Here is a 16,572-nt window from a genome sequence, read left to right as displayed (position 1 = left end):
CGTGAGGTCAGTGTCGATCCCGCGAGCTTAACGAACGCTTAGCTGGCTATCGGTAGATGTAACTAAATATGTAATTGGTGGAGGCAGGGAGGCGCGGTCGGGGCGAGCGCCCCGCGTCATGCCGAGCGATCGCCTGCCGCAGGACGGATTCGACTCAGCGCACCAGGCAGGGGCGCTTGTTATCGAAGGTCCAGTTGGGCGAGAGGAATTGCATGGCCATGGCGTCGTCCCGCGCGCCGAGGCCCTTGGTCTGGTACAGCTCGTGGGCACGGGCGAGGGCGTCCAGATCCAGCTCCACACCCAGGCCACCCTGCTGCGGCACCGCGACCAGGCCGCCCTTGATCTCCAGGGGCTGGCGGGTGAGGCGTTGACCATCCTGCCAGATCCAGTGGGTGTCGATGGCGGTGATCTTGCCCGGCGCCGCGGCGGCGACGTGGGTGAACATGGCCAGGGAGATGTCGAAGTGGTTGTTGGAGTGCGAACCCCAGGTCAGGCCCCAGTCGTTGCACATCTGGGCGACGCGCACCGAGCCCTGCATGGTCCAGAAGTGGGGATCGGCCAGGGGGATGTCCACCGATTGCAGCTGGATGGCATGGCCCATCTGGCGCCAGTCGGTAGCGATCATGTTGGTGGCGGTGGGCAGGCCGGTGGCGCGGCGGAATTCGGCCATCACCTCGCGTCCGGAATAACCGTTCTCGGCGCCACAGGGGTCCTCGGCATAGGCCAGCACCTGGTGCTGGTCGCGGCACAGGCGGATGGCTTCCTTGAGCGACCAGGCGCCATTGGGGTCCAGGGTCACGCGCGCCTCGGGGAAGCGCTCGGCCAGGGCGGTGACCGCCTCGATCTCGGCATCGCCGCTGAGCACGCCGCCCTTGAGCTTGAAGTCCTTGAAACCGTAGCGGTCATAGGCGGCCTCGGCCAGGCGCACCACCGTCTCGGGTGTCAGGGCCTCTTCGTTACGCACGCGGAACCAGGCGTCGTCGCTCTCGGCTTCGCTGCGGTAGTCCAGGGTGGTCTTGGTGCGGTCGCCGACATAGAACAGGTAGCCGAGCATCTCCACGGCATCGCGCTGCTGGCCTTCGCCGAGCAGGGCCGCCACCGGCACCTCCAGGTGCTGGCCGAGCAGGTCGAGCAGGGCGGCTTCCAGGGCGGTGACGGCATGGATGGTGATGCGCAGGTCGAAGGTCTGCAGGCCCCGGCCGCCGGCATCGCGGCCGGCGAAGGCCTGGCGCACCTGGCCGAGGATGCGCTGGTACTGGCCCAGTGGCTGGCCGATGAGGAATTGGCGGGCGTCTTCCAGCGTCTGGCGGATGCTCTCGCCGCCAGGTACCTCGCCGACCCCGGTGCGGCCGGCGTTGTCCTTGAGGATCAGCACGTTGCGGGTGAAGTAGGGGCCGTGGGCGCCGCTCAGGTTGAGCAGCATGCTGTCCTGGCCGGCGACGGGCACGACTTCCAGCGAGGTGACCACCGGGGTGCCGGTGTGCAGGGCGGGAGTGGCGTCGAATTGCGTCATGGTCGGGCTCCTTGGTGATCAGCGAGAGGTTTCAGCGGCGAGCGGGGCTTCGGCGGGTGGCGTGGGCACGCCCCGCAACTCGACCCGCTTGATCTCGCCGACGACGAACAGGTAACTGATGGCGGCCACCAGGGCGTTGGCCCCTACGAACACCAGGGCCATCTTGAAGGAGCCGGTGGCGGCGATGATGTAGCCGATGATGATCGGGGTGGTGATGGAGGACAGGTTGCCGATGGTGTTGAACAGGCCGCCGGAGACGCCGGCGATCTGCTTGGGCGAGGTGTCGGAGACCACCGCCCAGCCCAGGGCACCGATGCCCTTGCCGAAGAAGGCCATGGCCATGAAGCCCACCACCATCCAGTCGGCGTCGACGTAGTTGCAGAGGATCATGCTCATCGACAGCAGCATGCCGGCCACGATGGGCGTCTTGCGCGCCACGCTCAGGCTGTTGCCGCGGCGCAGCAGCCAGTCGGAGATCACCCCGCCCAGCACGCCGCCGATGAAGCCGCAGATGGCGGGCAGGGAGGCGATGATGCCGGCCTTGAGGATGGTCATGCCGCGTTCCTGCACCAGGTACACGGGGAACCAGGTGAGGAAGAAGTAGGTGAGGGCGTTGATGCAGAACTGGCCCAGGTAGATGCCGGCCATCATGCGATTGGTCAGCAACTGGCCGATGTAGCTCCACTTGGGCCCTTCGCTCTTCTTGCCGGGGGTATCCAGGTCGACCAGGCCGCCGTTGCTGGCGATGTAGTCGATCTCGGCGGCATTGGCGCGAGGATGCTCGCGGGGACCATAGATCACCGCCATCCAGACCACCGAGAAGGCGATGCCCAGGGCACCCATCACCACGAAGACGTGCTGCCAGCCGAAGTGATAGACGATCCAGCCCATCAGCGGCGCGAACAGCACGGTGGCGAAGTACTGCGCCGAGTTGAAGATCGCCGAGGCGGTGCCGCGCTCCTTGGTGGGGAACCAGGCGGCGACGATGCGGGCGTTGCCGGGGAAGGAGGGAGCTTCGGCCAGGCCGACCATGAATCTCAGGGCGAACAGCAGGAACACCGCGGTGCCGATGCCGAATTCACCGATATAGCCTTGCAGCATGGTGAACACCGACCAGGTGAAGATGCTCGCGGCATAGACCTTCTTCGAACCGAAGCGATCCAGTAGCCAGCCGCCGGGGATCTGGCCGAGCACATAGGCCCAACCGAAGGCGGAGAAGATGTAGCCGAGGGAGACGGCACTGATGCCGAGGTCTTTTTGCAGGGCGGAGCCGGCGATGGAAATGGTGGCGCGGTCGGCGTAGTTGATCGTGGTCACCACGAACAGCATGAACAGGATCAGATAGCGGACGCGGGTCTGCTTGGTTTCGTGCATGGAGAGCTCCCACTGGTTTGTTTTTGTGTGCGGGCTGACATCGTGTAGCGGGCTTATGTTGTAAGTCGTCTGACAACGATAGCGTTATCATTAAACAGATAACGCTATCATTCAACTGCTAAATCTGTGGGTGCCTGCAAAAAATCGCTAGGAGCTTTGGCGCTCGAGGAGTACGAAGCCAGTATCCAGATGGACGGCGGTCGGATCACCGGCCAGGCGATCGAGCAGCGCCTGGGCGACGCGCTGGCCCATGGCGTCGGCATTGACGCTGACCGTGGACAGCGCCGGCGTGGCGAAGCGGCCATTGGTGGTGTCGCCGAAGCCGATCACCGCCAGCTGCTCGGGGATGCGCAGGCTGCGGCTGGTGGCCTCGGCGACCACGCCCAGGGCCAGGGTGTCGGAACTGCACAGCACCAGTTCCGGCGGCTCCGGGCGTTCCAGCAGGCGCGCCAAGCCGATCCGGCCGACCTCCCAGGTGGCCGGCAGGGGCAGCACTGCCATGGGCAGTTCGGCGATACCCAGCTCGCCCAGGCGGGCTTGCAGGGCCAGGTTGCGGCGCATGGCGCGAGGGTCGTCCACCGAGATCACCCCGAAGCGGCGATAGCCGCGGGCGACGAAGTGCTCCGCCAGGGCGACGCCGACCTGCTCGTGGGAAAAGCCCACCTGCATGTCCAGGGCCTCGGCGCTTAGGTCCCAGGCTTCCACCACCGGGATGTTCAGCGCCGCCAGCCGTGCGCGACTGGCCGGGGTGTGCAGGGTGCCGGTGAGGACGATGCCGTCGGGGCGGCGACCGAGGATGGCTTCCAGCAGTTCCTCTTCCTTTTCCGGCGAATAGCCGGTGGGACCGATCAGCGCCTGGTAGCCGGCCTCGGTGAGACGCTCCATGATCGCCTGCACCACGGTGGCATAGATGGAGTTGGCGATGGTAGGCAGCAGGATGGCCACCAGCCGGCTCTTGCTGGAGGCGAGGCTGCCCGCCAGCAGGTTGGGCACGTAGCCCAGTTCCTTGACCACGGCCAGGACATGCTCGCGGGTGGCGTCGCTCACCAGCGCCGGGCGGTGCAGGGCGCGGGACACGGTGATGGGCGACACCCCGGCGGCGAGGGCGACTTCGCGCACGGTGAGGGGCAGCTCGGTGGTGCCACCCTGCTGGGCGAGTTCGCGTCGGGACTTCCTGGCCAAGACAGGTCCTTGGAGGAGAAAGGCACCATTATGGGAGCAAGCTCGGGCGGTTGCCATGGGCGCCTGAAGAGCCTGCGCTAATCGGCCGTCGGATTGGCCCTGGCGCGCGACCGACCCGCGACTGGTTGGGACGCCCCAGCTGCGCGGAGACCTGCTGGCCCACCTCGACTAGCCTGGCCAGGTCGAGGCCGGTCGCTATGCCCAGGCCGTCCAGCAGATAGACCAAGTCCTCGCTGGCGACATTGCCGCTGGCGCCCCGGGCATAGGGACAGCCGCCGAGGCCGGCGACCGAGCTGTCGAACACGCTCACCCCTTCGAGCAGGCTGGCATAGACGTTGGCCAGGGCCTGGCCATAGGTGTCGTGGAAATGCCCGGCCAGTCGGCCGAGGGGCACCTCCCGCCCCAGCCGCTGCCAGAGCGCCCGCGTGCGGCCCGGGGTGCCGACGCCAATCGTGTCGCCGAGGGAGACCTCGGCGCAGCCCAGCTCCAGCAGCTCGCGGGTCACGCTGGCCACCTGGTCCGGGGCGATCGCGCCGTCGTAGGGGCAGCCCAGCACACAGGACACATAGCCGCGCACCCGGATGCCCGCCGCCTGCGCGCCTTCGACCACGGGTACGAAGCGCGCCAGGCTCTCGGCGATGGAGCAGTTGATGTTGCGCTGGGAGAAGCCCTCCGAGGCAGCGGCGAACACGGCGATTTCGTCCACCCCCGCCGCCAGGGCGGCTTCGAAACCTTTCAGGTTGGGTACCAGTACCGAACGGACCACACCCGGCGGCCGCCCGAGTCCCGCCAGCACCTCTGCGGTCCCGGCCATCTGCGGCACCCAGCGGGGCGAGACGAAGCTGCCCACCTCCAGATGCTGCACGCCGCCGGCGATCAGCGTCTTGCACAGCTGGATGCGCTCGGCGACACCCAGCGCCTGGGGCTCGTTCTGCAGGCCATCGCGAGGTCCGACCTCGACCAGCCGTACCCGGGTCGGCAAGGTATCGCTCATGACGGCGACTCCTCCAGCTCCACCAGCGGCGCGCCCTCGGCCACCAGCTCGCCAGGGCTGCAGAACAGCGCGGCGACGATCCCGGCACGGGGGGCGCGGATGCTGTGCTCCATCTTCATCGCCTCCAGTATCACCAGCGGGGTACCGGCCTCCACGGCATCGCCGACGGCCACCGGTACGGCGACCACGCTGGCGTTCATCGGCGCGGTGAGCCCGCCCGCATCGGTCTGGCGCTTGACCTCGGCCAGCGGATCGGTCCAGGTGACGGCTTCGAGACGACCTTGCCATTCGATAAACAGCGTCTGCCCACGGCGATGGAGGCGGGCGCTCTGGCGGAGGCCGTCCGCCTGCCAGTGGAGCCGATCACCGCTCAACTCGACGGCCACCGGGTCGACCAGGGTCAGGTTGCGCACCTCGCCGCGACAGGCCAGTCGCAGCGCCATGCGCGGCGGTCCGCCCAGGCGCCAGCCCTGGCGAGACGCCCAGGGTGACGTGGAATCGGCAGGAGCCGGCAGCGTTGCCAGCCAGGCCTGGCCCGCCAGGCTCCAGAAGGCCTCCGGCAGCTCCCCAGGTGCGGGCAGCAAGGCCGCCTGATGACGCTCGATGAAACCGGTGTCCAGCTCCGCCGCGGCAAAGGCCGGATGGGCGAGCAGGCGCTGCAGGAAGGCGAGGTTGGTGGCGAAGCCGCCCACCGCGGTGTCGTCGAACATGGCCAGCAAGCGCTTGCGCGCCTGTTCGCGGTTGTCGCCCCAGGCGATCAGCTTGGCCAGCATGGGATCGTAGAAGGGCGACACCTCGTCGCCTTCCTCCACGCCGCTATCCACCCGCCGCCCCGGACCGGCCGCCGGCTCGCGATAGAGCTGCAGGGTGCCCGAGGCCGGCAGGAAGCCCTGGTCGGTGTCCTCGGCATAGAGCCGCACCTCGATGGCATGGCCGTGCAGCGGCACCTGAGCCTGGGTGAGGGGCAGGGGTTCGCCAGCGGCCACGCGCAGCTGCCAGGCCACCAGGTCCAGGCCGGTGATGGCCTCGGTGACCGGGTGCTCCACCTGCAGCCGGGTGTTCATCTCCATGAAGAAGAAGTCGCCGCGGGCATCGAGCAAAAATTCCACGGTGCCGGCGCCGACGTAGCCGATGGCCTGGGCCGCCTGCACCGCCGCCTCGCCCATGGCCCGGCGCAACGCGGGCGTAAGACCCGGCGCGGGGGCTTCCTCGATCACCTTCTGGTGGCGGCGCTGGATGGAGCAGTCGCGTTCGTTGAGATAGAGGCAGTGGCCGTGGCCGTCGGCGAAGACCTGGATCTCCACGTGGCGCGGTTGCAGCACGTATTTCTCCACCAGCATCCGCGCATCGCCGAAGGCCGAGCGCGCTTCGCGCTGGGCCGAGGCGAGACCTTCGGCGAGGTCCGCTTCGCGCTCGACGATCTTCATGCCCTTGCCGCCGCCACCGGCGGTGGCCTTGAGCAGGACCGGATAGCCGATGCGCGCCGCGGCGTCGCGAAAGCTGGCCAGGGACTGGTCCTCGCCGTGATACCCCGGCACCAGGGGCACCCCGGCGTCGGTCATCAGCGCCTTGGCCGCGGACTTGCTGCCCATGGCGCGGATTGCCGCGGCCGGAGGGCCGACGAAGACCAGTCCCGCCGCGGCCACCGCCTCGGCGAAGGCAGCGTTCTCGGACAGGAAGCCGTAGCCCGGATGGATCGCCTGGGCGCCGGTGGCCAGGGCGGCGGCGATGATCCGCTCGCCCAGCAGATAGCTGTCGGCCGGCTTGGTCCCGCCCAGGTCCACTGCCTGATCGGCCTGACGCACGTGGCGGGCGCCGGCATCGATGGCGCTGTGCACGGCGACGGTTCCCAGGCCGAGGGCCTTGGCGGTGCGCATCACCCGGCAGGCGATTTCGCCCCGGTTGGCCACGAGCAGACGGTCGAAGCTCATGGCGAGGTCTCCTGCCAGGCGGGGCGGCGCTTTTCCAGGAAGGCGGCAAGGCCTTCCTGGGCTTCGGGGGTGACGCGGACGGCGGCGATCAGGCCCTCGGTGAAGGAGCGCACCTCGGCGCTGGGTGTGCCCGCGCCAGCGCCGTCCAGCAGCCGCTTGCAGGCGCGCAACGCCTGGGGGCCGTTGTCCAGCAGCCGGGCGATCCAGACCTCGACCAGGGCCTCCAGGTCGGCGGCCGCGGCGGTCTCGGCCACCAGGCCCAGTTCCGCGGCGCGTTCGCCGGAAAAACGCTCGGCACCGAGCATGTAGCGCCGCGCCGCGCGCTCGCCCAGGGCGCGAATCACGAAGGGCGCGATGACCGCCGGCACCAGGCCGATGCGCACCTCCGACAGACAGAAGGTGGCGTCACTGGCGGCCAGCGCCAGGTCGCAGCAGCTGACCAGCCCCACTGCACCGCCGAAGGCCGCGCCCTGGACCACTGCCAGCGTCGGCAGCGGCAGGGCCTGCAGGCGATACATCACCTCGGCCAGACGCTCGGTGTTGGCGCGGTTGGCGGCGGCGTCCAGGCGGGCGGAGGCCTGCATCCAGGCGAGGTCGGCGCCGGCGCAGAAGTGCCGACCGCGCCCCCGCAGGAGCAGAAAGCGCAGTTCCTGATCGCTGGCGATCTCGGCCAGGACGGTGCCCAACTCGGCGATCAGCTGCGCATCCAGGGCATTGTGGCGATCCGCGCGGTCGAGCCAGAGGGTGGCGAAGCCGCGCGGATCGCGGATCAGTTCCAGGGTGTGGAAGTCAGTCATGGCCTACATCCGGAAGACGCCGAAGGTCGTCGGCTCGAGAGGGGCGTTGAGGCTGGCCGACAGGGCCAGGGCGAGAACCTCGCGGGTCTGGGCCGGGTCGATCACCCCGTCGTCCCACAACCGCGCGCTGGAGTAATGGGCATGGGCCTGGCGCTCGTATTGCTCGACGATGGGCAACTGGATGCGTGCCGCCTCCTGATCGTCGAAGGCTTCGCCGGCGCGTTCGGCCTGTTCGCGCTTGACCTGCACCAGCACCCCGGCCGCCTGTTCGGCGCCCATCACGCCGATGCGCGCGTTGGGCCACATCCACAGGAAGCGCGGGTCGTAGGCGCGACCGCACATGCCGTAGTTGCCGGCGCCAAAGCTGCCGCCGATGATCACGGTGAACTTGGGCACCCGGGCGCAGGCCACCGCGGTGACCAGCTTGGCGCCGTGCTTGGCGATGCCGCCTTCCTCGTACTTCTTGCCGACCATGAAGCCGGTGATGTTCTGCAGGAACAGCAGCGGGATGCGTCTCTGGCAGGCCAGCTCGATGAAGTGCGCGCCTTTCTGCGCCGATTCGGCGAAGAGGATGCCGTTGTTGCCGAGGATGGCCAGCGGATGGCCGTGCAGTTGGGCGAAGCCGCAGACCAGGGTGGTGCCGAACTGCGCCTTGAATTCATCGAAGACGCTGCCGTCCACTAGCCGCGCGATCACCTCGCGCACCTCCAGTGGCTGCTTGGGGTCGGCCGGGACCAGGCCGTGCAGCTCCTCGGCCGGGTACAGCGGTGCGCTGGGCGTCTTCAGCTGCAGCTCGCCCAGCTTGCGCCAGTTGAGGTTGGCGATGCAGCGCCGGGCCAGGGCCAGGGCGTGGGCGTCGTTCTCGGCGTAGTGGTCGGCCACGCCCGAGGTACGGCAGTGGACATCGGCGCCGCCCAGTTCCTCGGCGCTGACCACCTCGCCGGTGGCGGCCTTCACCAGCGGCGGGCCGGCGAGAAATATGGTGGCCTGCCGGCGCACCATGATGGTCTCGTCGCTCATGGCCGGCACATAGGCGCCGCCGGCGGTGCAGGAACCCATGACCACGGCGATCTGCGGGATGCCCTGGGCGCTCATGGTCGCCTGGTTGAAGAAGATCCGCCCGAAGTGCTCGCGGTCGGGGAAGACGTCTTCCTGGCGCGGCAGGTTGGCGCCGCCGGAGTCCACCAGGTAGAGGCAGGGCAGGCGATTCTGCAGGGCGATGGCCTGGGCGCGCAGGTGCTTCTTCACCGTGAGCGGATAGTAGGAGCCGCCTTTCACAGTGGCGTCGTTGGCGATGATCATGCACTCGACGCCCTCGATGCGGCCGATGCCGGCCACCACCCCGGCGGCCGGTACCTCTTCCTCGTAGACGTCGAGGGCGGCCAGGGCGCCGATCTCCAGGAAGGGCGAGCCCGGATCCAGCAGGAGATCGATGCGCTGGCGGGGCAGCAGCTTGCCGCGCGCGGTATGGCGCGCCTGGGCCTTGGCACCGCCGCCTTCGCGGATGCGCGCCAGCAGCCCTTCGAGCCGGGCCAGTTGCGCGGCCATGGCGGCGGCATTGCGCTGGTAGTCCGGGGTGCGCCGGTTCAGCGTGGAGGTCAGCACGGTCATTAAGGCGTCCTCACCGGGTTTCGTTGAACAGCTCGCGGCCGATCAGCATGCGGCGAATCTCGCTGGTGCCGGCGCCGATCTCGTAGAGCTTGGCGTCGCGCAGCAGGCGGCCGGTGGGGTATTCGTTGATATAGCCGTTGCCGCCCAAGATCTGGATGGCTTCCAGGGCCATCTGGGTAGCCTTCTCGGCGGTATAGAGGATCACCCCGGCAGCGTCCTTGCGGGTGGTCTCGCCGCGGTCGCAGGCCTGGGCCACCGCATAGAGATAGGCGCGGCTGGCGGCGAGGCCGGTGTAGAGGTCGGCCACCTTGCCCTGGATCAGCTGGAATTCGCCGATGCTCTGGCCGAATTGCTTGCGGTCATGGACGTAGGGCAGGACCACGTCCAGGCAGGCCTGCATGATGCCCACCGGGCCGCCGGCGAGGACCACGCGCTCGTAGTCCAGGCCGCTCATCAGCACCCTGACCCCGCCGTTGACCTGGCCCAGCACGTTTTCCTCCGGCACCTCCACGTCGTCGAAGAACAGCTCGCAAGTGTTGGAGCCGCGCATGCCCAGCTTGTCGAACTTGCTGCCGCGGCTGAAACCGGTCCAGTCCCGCTCGACGATGAAGGCGGTGATGCCATGGGCAGCCTTTTCCGGCTCGGTCTTGGCATAGATGACATAGGTATGGGCATCGGGCCCGTTGGTGATCCAGGTCTTGCTGCCGTTGAGCACGAAGCGATCGCCGCGGCGGTCGGCGCGCAGCTTCATGGAGACCACGTCCGAGCCGGCATTGGGTTCGCTCATGGCCAGGGCGCCAATGTGCTCGCCGCTCACCAGCCGGGGCAGGTAGCGCGCCTTCTGCTCGGCGCTGCCGTTGCGGTGGATCTGGTTGACACAGAGATTGGAGTGGGCGCCATAGGACAGGGCGACCGAGGCGGAGCCACGGCTGATCTCTTCCATGGCCACCGCATGGGCCAGATAGCCGAGTCCGGAGCCGCCGTATTCCTCGCCCACGGTGATGCCGAGCAACCCGAGATCACCAAAGGTGCGCCACAAATCCATGGGAAAGCTGTTGCTGGCATCGATCTCGCCCGCGCGAGGCGCTACCTCGCGGGCGACCAGGGTGCGCACCTGATCGCGCAGCAGATCGAGGGTCTCGCCCAGGGCGAAGTTGAGACTCGGATAGCTCATGGGGTCACCTGTTGTCGGGATTGTCGGGTGAGAGCGGTCAGCCGATCAGGCAGGCGCAGGGCGGCAGCCGGGTTCGGCGCGGAGCGGAAAGGAAGAGGGTGGAATAGCGCCGCTGCCCGGGAGCGGGCCCGGCTCGTAAGCGGCAGCCGAATGGGCGTCGGGTAGGGCAGCCGACGGCGAGGCGAAGGTGCGCGCGGCGCGCGGGTGCGGAACGCGGGCGCCAGGGCGCGCATGGTCCGTCCTCCTGTTCATTGTTCTTGTCATGGCGACCGCAAGAGGAAGGCGGCGCGCCTGTGCCTCTGAGTCTAGGAGAGGAAATGCGCTATCGTGAAACGATAAAAATAGAATCCAGGTATTGGAAAATCAGATGGCACTGCACCAGGACATCTCCATGCGGCAGCTGCGCTATTTCGTCGCCGCCGCCGAGAACAGCCAGTTTTCCCTGGCCGCCAACGCGGTCAACGTCAGCCAGTCGGCCGTCACCACGGCGGTCAGCCAGCTGGAGGCGATGCTCGCCGTGCGGCTGTTCGAGCGCCTGCCCCACGGTGTCAAGCTCACGGCCGAGGGGCATCAGTTCTATCACCATGCCCGGCACATCCTCGACACCCTGCAGGACGCCGTCAGCCAGCCGCTGTTCCAGAGCCATGCCCTGGTCGGCCAGGCGCGCGTCGGCGCCTCCTATGCGGTGCTCGGCTACTACCTGCCGACCCTGCTGGCACGCTTCAAGCGCAGCTATCCGCAGATCGACATCGACCTGCGCGACATGGACCGGCCCAGCATCGAAGCCGGCATCACCGATGGCACCCTGGAGCTGGGCCTCACCGTCATCTCCAACGTCGACGCCACCCAGCCCTTCGAGCGCCACCTGCTGATGCGCTCGCCGCGCCAGCTCTGGCTGCCCAGCGCCCATCCGCTGCTGGCGCCGGAGCGCGTCACCCTGGCCGACATCGCCCCCTATCCCTACATCCTCGCCACGGTGGACGAAGGCGAGACCTCGACCCTGCGCTACTGGCGCACGGCCGGCCTGGAACCCAACGTGGTGTTCAAGACCTCGTCCATGGAATCCCTGCGCGGCCTGGTCGCCCATGGCTTCGGTGTGACCATCCTCTCCGACATGCTCTATCGCGGCTGGTCCCTGGAAGGCCGCAAGCTGGAAGCCCGTCCGGTGGCCGACGCCATCCCGCCCATGGAGCTGGGCCTGATCTGGAGTCCCGAAGAGCGCCTGAGCCCCGGGGCCCAGGCGTTTCGGCAGTTCCTCCGCTCCGCCAGCGGCGAGGCACGCGAGCGTTAGGTAGGGTCCGCGGGCCATGCCTTCACGGCGAAAGCGGATAGACGTGGCGAAGCGGGGGACGAAGTGGTGCGTCAATGTTGTCTTCTGGTATACCATCTTCCGCTGAGTGGCCGCGATTCCTGGGCTTCCCGAGTTGCTTCGCTTCGATACGGAGATGCATATGGGCACCTGGTTCAAGGATCTGAAGACGACCTACAAGCTGCTCCTGGGCTTCGGCAGTGTCCTGCTGCTGACCCTGGCCATCGCCGCGACAGGGTGGAGTGCCATAGGCATGCTAGCGCGCAGTGGTGATCGCCTGGCGGCCATCGGTGAACTTACCGCGGCTGCCAAGGACCTGCGCATCGCCCGCCTGGATGACGCGCGCCAAGCGAGCGAGGCGACTGCCGGGCAGGTCAAGGCGCGGGTGGCGACGCTGCGCGAGCAGCAGGCAGCCCTGCAGCGCCTGGGGCTCGATGCGGCCAGCGAGAAGCTGCTCGACGAGCAAAGCGAATTGACCGGCCGCTATGGGCAGACCTTCGCCGAGCAGGTGACCGCCCACGAACGCCAGGCCCAGGCGGCGGCGCTGCTCGGCACCCGCGCCGACCAGGTCTTGCAGGCGGTGGGCGAGATCGAGCGCAACCTCGCCAGCAGCGATGCGGCGGAACTCTATCCTGGCCAGCGCCTGGGCCAGTTCCGCGCCATCGGCCTGCTGGATCGCAAACTTCGGGAGGTGAGATACAGCCTGCAGAGCTACCTGCTCAGTGGCGATGCCGCTCAGGAAGCCAAGGCGACCGGCGACATGGCCGCCACCATCGCCGAGCTGCAGCGTCGCCTGGCCACGGCATCTTCGCGCGACGCGCCCAGCCTGCGCCAGGCTGAAGAGGCGCTGCTGCATTACCAGCAATCCATCGGCGACTTCCAGGCGGCCCACCGCGCGGCGGCAAAGGCCGCCGAGACGCTGCGCCTGCTGGAAGACCACCTCCTCGAGACCGGGCGCCAATTGGCGACCCAGACCATCGCCCAGCGCGAGGGCGACAGCCAGAATGCCTATCGCCGACTCGCCGGCATCAGCCTCTTGGCACTGCTGGCCGGTCTGCTCGCCGGCTGGACCATCACCCGCCAGCTGATCCAGCCCTTGCAGGCGTCGCTGTGGCAGGCACGGCGCATCGCCGGCGGCGACCTGTCAGCCACCGTCAGCGTGGTGCGGCGGGACGAACTCGGCCAATTGCAAGCCAGCATGAGCGAGATGACCGCCGGTCTGCGCGAACTGGTCGGCCAGGTCCAGGAGGGGACCGCGCAACTGCAGGATGCCGCCCAGGGCTTCACCGGTAGCGCCGAGCGTACCCGCGAGGGGGTCGAGCGGCAGGGGCAGGAAACCCGCCTGGTGGCTACCGCCATCGTCGAGCTGACGGCCAGCGCCCAGGAGGTGGCCACCCACGCGGAGACGGCCTCGCGGACGTCGCGACAGGCGGAACGGACGGCCAGCGAAGGCGACGCCCAGGTGCGCCAGGCCATCGCGGCCGTGGACAGGCTCGCCGAGGAGATGCTGGAAGCCGGCACGGCGATGGACGCCCTGCTCAGCGAGAGCAAGCGTATCGGCACGGTAACCGGAGTGATCAAGGCGGTGGCCGAGCAGACCAATCTGCTGGCGCTGAACGCCGCCATCGAGGCGGCGCGCGCGGGCGAGGCCGGGCGCGGCTTCGCGGTGGTAGCCGATGAGGTGCGTAACCTGGCCCGGACCGCCCAGCAGTCGGTGACCGAAATCGAGCGCATCGTCGGCGACCTGCTGGGTCGGGCCGGCCAGGCGGCGGCCCGGGTCGACGCGAGCCGCGCGCAGACCGGCCAGGCGGTGAGCCTGATCCAGCATGCCGGCGGGGCACTGCGGCTCATCGGCGAGCAGGTCACGACCATGCAGGCGATGAACCTGCAGATCGCCGCGGCGGCGGAAGAGCAGAGCCGGGTCGCGGGCGAGGTGGAGCGCAGCGTCCATGTCGTCGAGGAATTGGCGCAGGCCAGCGTCGATTCGAGTCAGGAGCTGACCGCGGCGAGCGCCGAGCTGGGGCAATTGGGCGGGGAGCTGAGCGCCCGGATCAGGCGCTTCCGGCTCTAGGGCGGCGCCTTGGCTGTGGCCGGATGACTGGCGCCGACGCCAGCCATGCTACCGGGGCCGCTAGTGGGGTGTTTCAGAAGTTATCTACACAATGTCGGCGGCGCTTTTTCGGCCGCAGCGGCGGACCGTCCTGGCGGCGTTGCCACTCCTCGCCATGGCTCCGCCATGACTCATCGCGGCGCCTAGCCAGTCGGAACGCCGAACCGCCCAAAAATCACTCGCCAATTCTTGCGCGAACTTCTGAAACACCCCACTAGCGCTTCAGGTCGCTCTCGATCACCGGCAGACCAGGCGCGCCGGCGCGGGTGGTCACCCCCTGCATCCAGCCTCCCACCACCTCGGGATGGTCCTTGAGCCAGTCACGAGCGGCGCGCCGGGGATTGACGTTCTGGTTAAGCACCTGGTCCATCAGCTCGTTCTCCATGGCGACGGTGAAGGAGAGGTTTTCCAGCAGCCGACCGACGTTGGGGCAGCGCCGGCGCAAGGAGGCGTTGGCCACGGTGTACACCCTGGAACTGCCGAAGTTGGCACCGAAGTAGCGATCGGCGCCGCCGAGATACTCGAAGTCGAGTGCCGTGTTCATCGGATGGGGTTCCCAGGCGAGAAAGACCACCGGCTTCTTCAGCAGCATCTGGTTCTTCACCGTGGCGAGCATCACCGCCTCGCTCTTTTCCTCCAGGGTGAAGTGCCCCAGTCCATAGGCGTTGTCGGCGACCATCCGGGCGATCCTGGCCGACCCCGAACTGCTCTTCACGCCGAGGATGACGTTGCCGAATTCCTCCTGCCGCGCGGCGAGGTCCTGCACGGTCTTGACCCCGGCCTCATAGGTGTAGCGAGGTACCGCCAGGGTGTAGCGGGCACCTTCGAGGTTGGCCCGGATGATGTCGACGGAAGGACGGTACTGGTCCAGCTCCGCCTTCTGGCTGGGCATCCAATTGCCCATGAGCACGTCCAGTTCACCGTCGGCGAGTTGCTTGAAGGTATCGGGTACGCTCAGGCGATCGACGCGGCTCTGGTAATCGAGCCGTTCCAGCAGGAAGCGCGCGACGCTGGTGATGACCGTGGTATCCGTCCAGCCGATCTCCGCGAAACTGATGGTCTGACAGCTGGCGTCCTCCGCTGCCGCCGTGTAGGCCGACACTGCCAGTAACAGACCCGCGACCAGCCCTTTCCCGTGGTTCATGACCTTTCCCCTTGGTCTGACCGCAGGGTGTCCGGTCCGCGTTCGACCGTCCCTGCCGTACGTTGTCGTGGTGCTGCTTAGCTGTCGAACCGGGCGCAAGTCGGGACGCTCAAGACCCGTCCTTGGGCTCTGCGATTGTTTTGCCGGGGCCTGGCGAATACAAAGCGGGGTCGATGAATGGCGACTGGAGCGGCGTGACCGGTGCCACCGCGGGCCCGGACTAGGGCCGTCCGCGACCGGCGCCAGGCTGAACGGAGGGTGCCGCGCGGGGCACCCTCCGGGCGACTCAGGGGGCGGTGGCCTTGCTCAGCTCGGCGTCGTTCCATTCGCTGTAGACACAGGCATCGTTGGCGGCCCAGCGCAGGCGTACCACCTGGCCGGGCTGCAGACCCTGGGCGTGGGCCAGTGACTTGACCATCAGCTGGGCGCCGCCCGCGGTCTGCAGGGTGCAGCTCTGGCTCTCGCCGAGGAACAGCGCCTCACCGACCCGCGCGGAGATCTCGTTCCAGCCCGCCGGCTTGGGCGCGGTGGCCGCCTGTTCGGTGGTCAGCAGGTGCAGCTTTTCCGGGCGCAGCATCAGCAGCAACGGCTGGTTCGGGCGGACGCCGGCGGTGGGCCGCATCGCCAGTTCCTGGCCTTCGAACTCGCAATGGGCCTGGGCGCAGGCGGTGACGCGCAGGAAGTTGGAGTTGCCGAGGAAGGCCGCGACGAAGGCATTCGGCGGATTCTGGTAGAGCTCGTAGCCGCTGCCCAGGCCGACGATGCGTCCATGGCTGAAGATAGCGATACGCTGGGACAGCCGCAGGGCCTCTTCCTGGTCGTGGGTCACGTAGACGATGGTGATGCCCAGCCGGCGGTGCAGCTGGCGCAGTTCGTCCTGGAGATCCTCGCGCAGCTTCTTGTCCAGCGCGCCCAGGGGTTCGTCCATGAGCAGGATGCGTGGCTCGTACACCAGCGCCCGGGCGATGGCCACCCGCTGCTGCTGGCCGCCGGAGAGCTGCGCCGGCCGGCGATGGGCGAAGGCTTCCAACTGCACCAGGCGCAGCATGGCGTCGACCTTCTTGTTCCGCTCGGCGGTGCCGACCTTGCGGATGTCCAGGGGAAAACCGATGTTGTCGCGCACCGACAGATGCGGGAACAGCGAATAGCGCTGGAACACCATGCCGATGTCACGCTGGTGCGGCGGCACTTGCAGCAGCGACCGACCGGCCACGTTGATGGCGCCGGAGCTGGGCGTCTCGAAGCCTGCCAGCATCGACAGGGTGGTGGACTTGCCCGAGCCACTGGAGCCCAGGAAGGTGAGGAATTCGCCCTCGTGGATGTCCAGCGACAGGTCGTCCACGGCGGTGAAGTCGCCATAGTGCTTGTTGAGATTCTGCAGGCGGACCAGGGGGGCCGCGGCGGCGGTGTTCTGAAGGACGGCGCTCATGGCA

General features: G+C 68.2%; 12 protein-coding genes and 1 pseudogene. 3 read left to right on the top strand and 10 right to left on the bottom strand.

Going from position 1 to position 16,572, the window contains the following annotated elements; all coding sequences use genetic code 11:
- Window positions 1–154 precede the first annotated feature (154 nt).
- From gudD to AR540_RS13440, 8 genes are all read right to left on the bottom strand, one after another.
- The gene (gene gudD / locus AR540_RS13475; RefSeq protein WP_059229667.1) at window positions 155–1,513 is read right to left on the bottom strand and encodes a glucarate dehydratase; all 1,359 of its coding nucleotides are present in this window, start codon (window positions 1,511–1,513) and stop codon (window positions 155–157) included.
- An 18-nt stretch (window positions 1,514–1,531) separates the two neighbouring features.
- Window positions 1,532–2,887, bottom strand: a complete 1,356-nt coding sequence (locus AR540_RS13470; protein ID WP_059229666.1) for an MFS transporter — start codon at window positions 2,885–2,887, stop codon at window positions 1,532–1,534.
- A 147-nt stretch (window positions 2,888–3,034) separates the two neighbouring features.
- Entirely contained in the window at window positions 3,035–4,069 is a 1,035-nt protein-coding gene (locus AR540_RS13465) for a LacI family DNA-binding transcriptional regulator (protein WP_059229665.1), read from the bottom strand.
- A gap of 28 nt (window positions 4,070–4,097) precedes the next feature.
- Window positions 4,098–5,063, bottom strand: a complete 966-nt coding sequence (locus AR540_RS13460; RefSeq protein ID WP_236712060.1) for a hydroxymethylglutaryl-CoA lyase — start codon at window positions 5,061–5,063, stop codon at window positions 4,098–4,100.
- Window positions 5,060–6,994, bottom strand: a complete 1,935-nt coding sequence (locus tag AR540_RS13455; protein WP_059229664.1) for an acetyl/propionyl/methylcrotonyl-CoA carboxylase subunit alpha — start codon at window positions 6,992–6,994, stop codon at window positions 5,060–5,062. The genes AR540_RS13460 and AR540_RS13455 overlap by 4 nt, the downstream gene beginning before the upstream one ends.
- Window positions 6,991–7,791 (bottom strand): enoyl-CoA hydratase-related protein, encoded by an 801-nt coding sequence (locus AR540_RS13450; protein ID WP_059229663.1) that lies wholly within the window; start codon window positions 7,789–7,791, stop codon window positions 6,991–6,993. Before AR540_RS13450 ends, AR540_RS13455 begins: the two co-directional genes overlap by 4 nt.
- Before the next feature lie 3 nt (window positions 7,792–7,794).
- Window positions 7,795–9,402 carry a carboxyl transferase domain-containing protein gene (locus tag AR540_RS13445; RefSeq protein WP_059229662.1) on the bottom strand — a complete coding sequence of 536 codons (1,608 nt, stop codon included), beginning with the start codon at window positions 9,400–9,402 and terminating at the stop codon, window positions 7,795–7,797.
- 10 nt (window positions 9,403–9,412) lie between these two features.
- Window positions 9,413–10,576, bottom strand: coding sequence for an isovaleryl-CoA dehydrogenase (locus AR540_RS13440; RefSeq protein WP_059229661.1), 1,164 nt, complete (start codon window positions 10,574–10,576; stop codon window positions 9,413–9,415).
- 367 nt (window positions 10,577–10,943) lie between these two features.
- On the opposite strand from AR540_RS13440, the gene AR540_RS13435 reads away from it, so the two are divergent.
- The 3 genes and pseudogenes from AR540_RS13435 to AR540_RS26585 all read left to right on the top strand — a co-directional run bounded on the left by AR540_RS13435 (window position 10,944) and on the right by AR540_RS26585 (window position 13,956).
- Window positions 10,944–11,867, top strand: coding sequence for a LysR family transcriptional regulator (locus tag AR540_RS13435; RefSeq protein WP_059229660.1), 924 nt, complete (start codon window positions 10,944–10,946; stop codon window positions 11,865–11,867).
- A gap of 154 nt (window positions 11,868–12,021) precedes the next feature.
- Window positions 12,022–13,101, top strand: a pseudogene (locus AR540_RS26590) (methyl-accepting chemotaxis protein); the annotation flags it as partial.
- Window positions 13,084–13,956, top strand: coding sequence for a methyl-accepting chemotaxis protein (locus tag AR540_RS26585; protein ID WP_442963794.1), 873 nt, complete (start codon window positions 13,084–13,086; stop codon window positions 13,954–13,956). The pseudogene AR540_RS26590 and the gene AR540_RS26585, both read left to right, overlap by 18 nt.
- A gap of 253 nt (window positions 13,957–14,209) precedes the next feature.
- On the opposite strand, the gene AR540_RS13425 is transcribed toward AR540_RS26585, so the two are convergent.
- Both AR540_RS13425 and AR540_RS13420 read right to left on the bottom strand, forming a co-directional pair.
- Window positions 14,210–15,139, bottom strand: coding sequence for a glycine betaine ABC transporter substrate-binding protein (locus AR540_RS13425; protein WP_059229658.1), 930 nt, complete (start codon window positions 15,137–15,139; stop codon window positions 14,210–14,212).
- Between the two features lie 286 nt (window positions 15,140–15,425).
- Window positions 15,426–16,568: an ABC transporter ATP-binding protein gene (locus AR540_RS13420; RefSeq protein ID WP_059229657.1), complete on the bottom strand. Its 1,143-nt coding sequence runs from the start codon at window positions 16,566–16,568 to the stop codon at window positions 15,426–15,428.
- Window positions 16,569–16,572 lie beyond the last annotated feature (4 nt).

This window comes from Pseudomonas sp. EpS/L25 (assembly GCF_001512295.1).
In the GTDB taxonomy this organism is placed as follows: domain Bacteria; phylum Pseudomonadota; class Gammaproteobacteria; order Pseudomonadales; family Pseudomonadaceae; genus Chryseomonas.
This window is presented reverse-complemented; position numbering and strand designations above follow the sequence as displayed.

Coding starts and splice junctions, on each gene's coding strand:
- AR540_RS13455 (WP_059229664.1), bottom strand. CDS start 6,994: ATGAGCTTCGACCGTCTGCTCGTGGCCAACCGGGGCGAAATCGCCTGC.
- AR540_RS13450 (WP_059229663.1), bottom strand. CDS start 7,791: ATGACTGACTTCCACACCCTGGAACTGATCCGCGATCCGCGCGGCTTC.
- AR540_RS13435 (WP_059229660.1), top strand. CDS start 10,944: ATGGCACTGCACCAGGACATCTCCATGCGGCAGCTGCGCTATTTCGTC.
- AR540_RS13425 (WP_059229658.1), bottom strand. CDS start 15,139: ATGAACCACGGGAAAGGGCTGGTCGCGGGTCTGTTACTGGCAGTGTCG.
- AR540_RS13460 (WP_236712060.1), bottom strand. CDS start 5,063: ATGAGCGATACCTTGCCGACCCGGGTACGGCTGGTCGAGGTCGGACCT.
- AR540_RS13420 (WP_059229657.1), bottom strand. CDS start 16,568: ATGAGCGCCGTCCTTCAGAACACCGCCGCCGCGGCCCCCCTGGTCCGC.
- AR540_RS13445 (WP_059229662.1), bottom strand. CDS start 9,402: ATGACCGTGCTGACCTCCACGCTGAACCGGCGCACCCCGGACTACCAG.
- AR540_RS13470 (WP_059229666.1), bottom strand. CDS start 2,887: ATGCACGAAACCAAGCAGACCCGCGTCCGCTATCTGATCCTGTTCATG.
- AR540_RS26585 (WP_442963794.1), top strand. CDS start 13,084: ATGAGCGAGATGACCGCCGGTCTGCGCGAACTGGTCGGCCAGGTCCAG.
- AR540_RS13440 (WP_059229661.1), bottom strand. CDS start 10,576: ATGAGCTATCCGAGTCTCAACTTCGCCCTGGGCGAGACCCTCGATCTG.
- gudD (WP_059229667.1), bottom strand. CDS start 1,513: ATGACGCAATTCGACGCCACTCCCGCCCTGCACACCGGCACCCCGGTG.